Source organism: Mycobacterium sp. E1715 (assembly GCF_001667625.1).
Lineage (GTDB): Bacteria > Actinomycetota > Actinomycetes > Mycobacteriales > Mycobacteriaceae > Mycobacterium.
In genome coordinates this window covers 1-7,763 of sequence record NZ_LZJJ01000125.1, presented here as the reverse complement: position 1 = coordinate 7,763, position 7,763 = coordinate 1, and the positions used below count along the sequence as shown (strand labels likewise).

The window sequence follows — 7,763 nt, the reverse complement described above, 5'->3', positions numbered from 1 at the left end:
CCTCCGCGACACCGACGACGACGAACCCGTTTGACGTAACGACCCGTTTCGCCCGGCTCCGCCGCGCTCACGATCGCTGGATTTTAGTTAGGTCGACCCGTCAAGCGAGCTAAAACTTCACGGCAAGATCCTGGCGAGCCAACCTGCGAACACCCCAGAAGTAGGTGACGAGTGGCATGGTGCACCACAAGAGGTTCAGAACCACGAACTTGACCCACATCTCGACTGGGCTTGTCATGCTTTGCAGATTGTTAGCGATCTCCACCCCGAAGTAGACCGCAGGCAGCGTGACCTCAACGATCATCCCACCCATGATGAATGACAGCTGAATGCTGGTGAAGCGCTTACCATTCCGGAAGAACTGCACCATGGCATACGCCTCGAAGAGTCCAATGAAGAAGGCGATCCACTCAAGGACGACGATGAGCGGGTCGCCGTTCAGGTACCGCGCGTCGCCTCCGAGCAAGATGGGTGACCACATGTACGTCCACAGCGCGCCATGCTGCACGCCGTTTCTGATCTGATCGAAGAACAGGAGCCACGGCAGTTCCCAGATGAATCGTGGAATCAGGGCGATGAAGACCCAGACGATCACCATCGCGCCTAAACGGTCCCACTTCGTGCGGTCACGTTGACCTGGAAGCGGAAGCCACGGGAGCGCAAGGGCCGTCGAGAAACAGCCCACGACGAAGACGACCAACGTGGTGGACGCGACGACGTGGGACACCCCAGCATGGAATTCGAGGTACCAGAAGACGATCTGGATAACGAAGAAGAACGCCAGGACGCCCAAGAGCGACTTTTGCAGTGACGAGAGTCCGCCCTCGGCCGGGTAAGCGTTCGTGTTGTCGGCGCTGATCGTCTGAGACATGAGGTGGGCTTTCGGGGCGAGGTAAGCTGAACGCGGAAAGCATGGCATACGCCATGTTTTAATCGCAAGGCTACTGACTAGGGTGCTGTGAATGAGCCAGCGCGGATCACAGACATGACTGGGCGCAGACGAACCGCCCCGCGCCGTCCGAGCACCGGGCGACAGCAGCGCGGGGACCGGACCCGCGAGTTACTCATCGACGAAACGGTTCGGTGCATTCGCGAGGAAGGCTTCTCCGCGGCTAGTGCCCGGCACATCATTGAGCGCGCCGGCGTGAGTTGGGGTGTCATTCAACATCACTTCGGGGACCGCGATGGTCTGCTAACTGCGGTGATCGAAGATGCCGTTGACCGTCTCGTCGCCTCGCTGGAGGTGTTGGCCGGTGAGCAGGTCATGGACACCCAAGACCTGGTGCGGGCAGCATGGGACGCCTTCGCCAATCCAAAGGCCATGGCGGGGTTGGAGATTCTCATCGCAACCAAGGACTTGCGTGACGGCCTTGATGAGCACCACTTGAAGCGTCTCGGCGCGGCCCTAGCGGCATTGATCACACGTTTGAATACCGGGGCCAACCGTGAACATGCCGTTGCGTTGGGCCTTCTGCTGTGGACAACACCGGTGGCGATGATGATTGCCGAGATGTTCGCCACGCCTCCGCTACGCCCAACGGATGCCCAAAAGGCGGTTGCCGATCTAATCGATGCGCATCGCTGAGCGCGGATCTGACGACGAACCCGTGTGACGCAATGAACCGCGTCGCCTTAGGCTGGCATCACCCGGCGTACGTCGGGGCCCCACAGCGGCTGCACGGCGGGCAGCGCCAGCTGCGTGGTGGTGATGACCTCGGCCAGCTCGCGCAACTGCGTGTGCACCGAATCGAGTAGCTCGGCCAGCTCCGTGCGCAGCCCGTCCTCGCCGACCTCTTCCAGCTCGGCGGGATGCGAGCGGCGCAACAGGGTGCCGATCTCGTCCACCAGCCGCTCCGGCCGCGACGATCCCGATGCACCCGGCAGGTCTTTGAGGTTGGCCCGCAGCCGCTCGACCTGGTACAGCAACGAGCGCGGGTTCTGCGCGTCGAACAGCATCAGCTCGGCCACTGCGGCGACGCTCACCTTGCCCACGGTGCGGCGTCGGTAGATCACCGAGGACTCGCACGCCACCAGCGTCGCCTCGATGATCGTCTGCTCGGCGATGGCGCCGCGGACGGCGGTCAGCGTCGCCCGCAGCAGCGCGGTCAGCCACAGGCCGCGTTCGATGCGCTTGCCGATGTCCATCATCGACCAGCCCACGTCGCGCACCATCGACTCACCGGCCACACCCGCAAGGGTCAGCATCCCGGCCAGCGTCTGCGCCTGAGCCGACGCGAGGAGCGCGTCGGCTTCGGCGAGCGAGTCCGGCGGCTCGCGACGCTGCGCCAGCGCTCGTTCCACCCCGGCCAGCACCATCCAGGTGTCGTTCGACATCTGGTCTCGCACCGCCCTGGCGGCCAGCGCCAGACCTTCCACCGACTGCACCAGGGACCCGGGGCGATCGGGGTCCACGGTCAACGACCACAGCGTCGAGGGCGCGACGGCGATCATTTCGGCTGCGTCCCTGGCACTCTCGTCGGTCCAGTCGTCGGCGCTCGTGTCGGTTCCGGTGATCAGGCCCAGTGCGGCCATCAGCACCGGCACACACGCGCTCTCCTCGGTGTGCTGCTGATGCCGGTACACGTGGAACCTGTCGCGGGCGACCAGCAGCAGCCGCGCCATGTTCTCCGCGCGCTCGCCGTAGCGGCCGATCCAGAACAGGTCGGACAGCACGCGCGGCGAGCTGACGCCCCAGGTACCGGCCGCGGACTTCGCCGGTGGCGGCGGGGACGGCAGACTCACCGCCTCGGCCCGCGCACGCTCCGTCGGGCGGACCCAGACATCCTTAGCGGCAACGGTTTCCAGCGTGTACGCGGCGGGACCGGGTGCCAGCACGTAGCCGACCCCGCCAATCATGGGGGCGTACCCGCTGCGCTGGGCGACGTTGAACAACCGGATCCCGACGCCGGCCGACGACAACACCCCGGCGTGGTCGGTGGGCGCCGACGAGAACTGTGGCAGCTCCTGGCCGATCCACTGCCACGGCATCTTCTCAATCCGGCCGGCCAGTTGTGTCAGCTGATACGACGAAAGCGTCGGCCCGACAAGGGCTTTCCCGCCGACGGTAGACTTCACCAAAAGCGACGACAGGTTCGCCAGCAGGTGCGAGCGTTCGCTGGCGATGCCGCCCCAATAGACCGGCGCGGTGTGCAGCAGCGGGGCCTCGGACAGCAGGCGCTCGGACAGCTGGGGCAGAAACCGCAGCAGCCCGGGGTTTTCCAGGATGCCGCTGCCAAACGTGTTGACCACGGTCACCGTCCCGCGGTGGCACGCCTCCACCAGACCGGCCACCCCGAGCCGGGAGTCGGCGCGCAGATCCAGCGGGTCGGCGTAATCGGCGTCCACCCGACGCAGGACGACGTCGACCCGTTTCAAGGTGCCCAGCGAGCGCATCCACAATTTGCCGTCGCGCACCACCAGGTCCGCGCTCTCCACCAACGGGAAACCCAGGAGCGTGGCCAGATACGCCTGATCGAAGGCGGTTTCGGAAAAGATACCCGGGCTGAGCACCACCACCACGGGATCCTGGGCAACGTCGGGCGCGGCATCGATCAGCGCCAGCCGCAAGGCCTGGGCGAACGGCGTCGTCGGTCGCGGTGCGATCCGCTCGTAGAGGTCGGGAACCGAGTGCGCGACGACGCGCCGGTCGGCCAGCGCGTAGCCGGCGCCGGACGGTGCCTGCGTCCAGTCGGCGTTGACCTGAAAGGCTCCGTCCGGCAGCCGGCTGACGTCACAGGCGTGCAGGAAAAGCTGGTGATGCCCGGGTATTTCGATGCCGTTGGCGGCCCGCACGTAACCCGGATGGGCGAACAGCAGCTCCGGCGGCAGCACGCCCTCGGTGAGCAGGCTGCGCGATCCGTACAGGTCGGCGAGCACGGCGTCGAGCAGGCGGGACCGCTGCACCAGACCGGCCTCCAGCAACTCCCATTCCGCGGCGGACAGCACGATCGGCAGCGTGTCGAGGATCCACGGCCGAGGCTCCAGGCCGTGCCCGCCGGGTTCGACGTCGGTGTAAGTGATGCCGTCGCTGTCGATCAGGCTGCGCACCACCGACCGCAGCCGGTCCAGCCCCGCCCGGCCGCGCTCGGCGATGGTGTCGGCCAGCTCCGCCCAGGCCGGTCGGACGTTCCCGTCCTGATCGACGAATTCGTCGTAACCGGCGGCGGGGCCGTGCCGCAGATCGAACAGCGCCTCCTGGGCGCGTGCGGCGCGATACCCGGCAAGCAGGCGGTCCGCGTCTTCGTAGCGGTCCTCGTGGCGCCCGCCAGCGGCCGCCGGGGGTGCACCGGTGCCGAATGTCATGTCCGCAAACGCCATTACTGCTGAACGGTACGCACGCGGCGCAGGTCTAGGATGCCCGGCGCGCCGATGTCGGTGAAGATGCGTGCCTGCTTTTCCCGGATGTCCGACAAGTCGAGCTTGCCGGGGGTGAAGCCGGTGGCCTCGAACCGGCGGGCGCGGCGCGCCTCGGCCTCGACGGCGTTGACGGGCGGTTCGTCGTAGGCCCGCCCGCCGGGGTGCGCGACGTGATAGGTGCACCCGCCGCGCGACGTGCCCGTCGTCAGGTCGATCAGCTCGAACTGCAGGGGGACGTCGGTGCTGATCGTCGGGTGCAGCGCGCTGGGCGGCTGCCACGCCTTGAACCGGACCCCGCCTACGTGGATGTCGGGGTTGTCGGTGGCCAGCAGCGGCACCGGGTAGCCGTTGACCGTCACCACGTAACGGTGGCGGTCCGCGCCGATGATCCGGATCTGGATGCGCTCGACCGACGAGTCGACGTAGCGGGCGGTGCCGCTGGCCGTGGCCTCCTCGCCGAGGGTGTTCCACGGTTCGATCGCCCCGCGCAACTCGATCTCGACGCCGTCGAACACCGCGGTGCCGATGCGCGGGAAGCGGAACTCGGTGAACGGGTCCAGCCAGCTGGTCTCGAACGCGATGCCGTCCGCGCGCAGGTCGGCGGCGACATCGGCGATGTCGTGAATCAGGAAGTGCGGCAACAGGTATCGCCCATGTAGGTTGGCGCCGTGGCGGATCAGCGGGGCGCGCAGCGGCTCGTCCCAGAACCACGCCACCAGCGAGCGCACCAGCAGCGATTGCACCATCGCCATGCGCAGATGCGGGGGCATCTCGAACCCGCGCAACTCCAGCAGGCCGAGCCGGCCGCGGGGGCTGTCGGGGCTGTAGAGCTTGTCGATGCAGAATTCGGCGCGGTGGGTGTTGCCGGTGATATCGGTCAGCAGGTGGCGCAACGCGCGGTCGATCACCCACGGCCGGGGGGCGTTGCCCCCGAAAGGTCCGGAGAGCCGGGTGATTTCGGCGAACGCGATCTCGAGCTCGTAGAGGGCCTCGGCGCGGCCCTCGTCGACGCGTGGTGCCTGTGAGGTGGTGCCGACGAACCGGCCGGCGAACAAATAGGACAGCGACGGGTGTCGTTGCCAGTACGTCAGCAGCGAGACCAACAGGTCCGGGCGCCGCAGCAGGGGCGAGTCCGCGGGGGTGACGCCGCCCAGCGTGATGTGGTTGCCGCCGCCGGTGCCGCCGTGGGTGCCGTCGACGTCGAACGACTCGGTGGACAGCCGGGCCAATCGCGCTTGCTCGTAGAGGGTTTCGAGCTGCTGGCTCTGTTCGGCGAAGCTGGCGGTGGGCGCGACGTTGACCTCGATGACGCCGGGGTCCGGGGTGATCGTGGTCGACCTCAGCCGGGGGTCCGGCGGGGGATCGTAGCCCTCGATCACGACCGGGCAGTCAGCCTTGGCCGCGGCGGCCTCGACGCGGGCGATGAGGTCGACGAAGTGTTCCAGTGCCTCGGTGGGCGGCATGAAGAGGTAGAGCAGCCCGTCGCGCACCTCGGCGACCATCGCGGTGGGCGGGGCGGTGTCGGAGTCGTCCACCACCGCCTGGTCCGATTCCGTCGTCAGCGCATCGCCGGCGGCGTGGGGATCGGCGTCGAACGACGGGCGCGGCGGTCGCCAGCTGATCGCGTCCAGGGGCAGGCGCAGACCCGCCGGAGAATCGCCGTGCAGCAGCACGATTCGGCCCCGGCGCAGCCGCCAGTCCGCGCTGGCCCACCCGGCGCCGTCGTCGCGGCGGTGCAGCGGCAGCACGAAAGCCGCCGGGGCCGTTACGGATTCGTCGAGGCGGGCCAGCAGCGCCGCGCGACCGGCGGGGGTGTCCTCCTCGAGGTCGTCGGCCGGGTCCACCGGGTCGCCCTCCGGTTGCCGGACCTTATCCGCCAGCCGGTGCAGCGGGTCCTCGTAGGCGGGCCGCACCTGCGAAAGTGGCAGCCCCAGCCCGTTGGCGAGGCCGGCGAGCACTTGGCGGGCGGCCTCACCGTCGACTGCTTCCGGCCGGTCCCCCCACGGGTCGGCCAACAGCGCGCCGTCGTTCCACAGCGGCCGCCCGTCGGTGCGCCAGTAGAGCGCAATCTGCCAGCGCGGCAACGGTTCGCCCGGATACCAACGGCCCTGCCCGCGCTGGATCAACCCGTTCGGCGCCCACACCTCCTTGAGGCGCGCGGCCAGGTCGGAGGCGCGCTGCCGCTTGTGCGGCCCGTCGGCGGCGGTGGTCCACTCCTTGGCGACCTGATTGTCCACCGAGACGAAGGTCGGCTCACCGCCGATGGTCAGCCGCACGTCGGCGGCGGCCAGCCGTTCGTCCACGCGCCGGCCGACGTCGCAGATCGTCTGCCACGCCTCGTCGGTGTAGGGCAGCGTGACGCGGGGGTCCTCGTGGATGCGGGTGACGGTGTTGGAGAACTCCAGCACCGATTCGCAGGGCTCGGTGCCGCCGCTGATGGGTGCCGCGGACGCCGGGTGCGGCGTGGCGGCCAGCGGGATGTGGCCCTCGCCGGCGAACAGCCCCGACGTCGGGTCCAGCCCGATCCAGCCCGCACCCGGGATGTACACCTCGGTCCAGGCGTGCAGGTCGGTGAAGTCGGCGGCGGGGCCCGACGGCCCGTCGAGCGCCTCCACGTCCGAGGCGAGCTGCACCAGATATCCCGACACGAAGCGGGCGGCCAGGCCGAGCTGGCGCAGGATCGACACCAGCAGCCACGCGGAGTCGCGGCACGAGCCCACCCCGGTGCGCAGCGTGTAATCCGGTGTCTGGACACCGGGTTCCATCCGCAGGCTGTAGGCGACGTCGGCGTTGACCGCGTGGTTGAGCGCGACCAGCAAGTCGATGGTGCGCGTGCCCTCGTCCACCGAGAAGTTCTCCACCCACGCCCGCGTGAGCTCACCCGGCCCCGATCCCTCGCCCGCTTCGTCGACGGGGCGCAGGTAGGGCTCCAGGTCGTCGGCCAGATCCTTGGGATAGGTCAGCCCGGCCCGTCCGGTGGAGGGGGCCCAGGTCTCGGCCCAGTCCTCGATGAAGAAGTCGAACGGGTTGATCACCTTGAGGTCGGCGATGAGTCCCACCGTGATGGTCAGCCGGCGCATCGGATTCGGAAAAACAAGCCGCGCAAGGAAATTGCCTACCACGTCCTGCTGCCAGTTGATGAAGTGCTCTTCCGGCTCGATGCGCAGCGAGTAGGCCTCGAGGGGCGTGCGGCAATGGGGCGCCGGTCGCAGCCGAACGACGTGCGGGAACACCCGGACCGGCCGGTCAAAGGTGTAGCTGGTGCGGTGCTCCAGCGCGACTTTGATGCTCATAACAAGGTGATTGCATCACAAGCGCCACAAGGCCGCAGCGCACCACAGCCGCGGCTAACAGCGCCGTAACTTCTGGCGTGGCTTTGAGGTCAGACCTGCTGCGGCCCGGGCGGC

4 protein-coding genes and 1 pseudogene are annotated in these 7,763 nt (G+C 68.2%); 2 read left to right on the top strand and 3 right to left on the bottom strand.

Annotated elements, in window-relative coordinates:
- Nucleotides 1-109: 109 nt before the first annotated feature.
- The gene (locus A9X03_RS06975; protein WP_067780818.1) at nucleotides 110-871 is read right to left on the bottom strand and encodes a hypothetical protein; all 762 of its coding nucleotides are present in this window, start codon (nucleotides 869-871) and stop codon (nucleotides 110-112) included.
- Between the two features lie 114 nt (nucleotides 872-985).
- Here A9X03_RS06975 and A9X03_RS30095 point away from each other — a divergent pair.
- A pseudogene (locus tag A9X03_RS30095) lies at nucleotides 986-1,144 on the top strand (TetR/AcrR family transcriptional regulator); the annotation flags it as partial.
- Between the two features lie 57 nt (nucleotides 1,145-1,201).
- Nucleotides 1,202-1,585, top strand: coding sequence for a hypothetical protein (locus tag A9X03_RS30090; protein ID WP_231975361.1), 384 nt, complete (start codon nucleotides 1,202-1,204; stop codon nucleotides 1,583-1,585).
- 47 nt (nucleotides 1,586-1,632) lie between these two features.
- On the opposite strand, the gene A9X03_RS06965 is transcribed toward A9X03_RS30090, so the two are convergent.
- Nucleotides 1,633-4,317 carry a circularly permuted type 2 ATP-grasp protein gene (locus tag A9X03_RS06965; protein ID WP_067780816.1) on the bottom strand — a complete coding sequence of 895 codons (2,685 nt, stop codon included), beginning with the start codon at nucleotides 4,315-4,317 and terminating at the stop codon, nucleotides 1,633-1,635.
- Nucleotides 4,317-7,649, bottom strand: a complete 3,333-nt coding sequence (locus tag A9X03_RS06960; protein ID WP_068260311.1) for a DUF2126 domain-containing protein — start codon at nucleotides 7,647-7,649, stop codon at nucleotides 4,317-4,319. The genes A9X03_RS06965 and A9X03_RS06960 overlap by 1 nt, the downstream gene beginning before the upstream one ends.
- Between the last annotated feature and the right edge of the window lie 114 nt (nucleotides 7,650-7,763).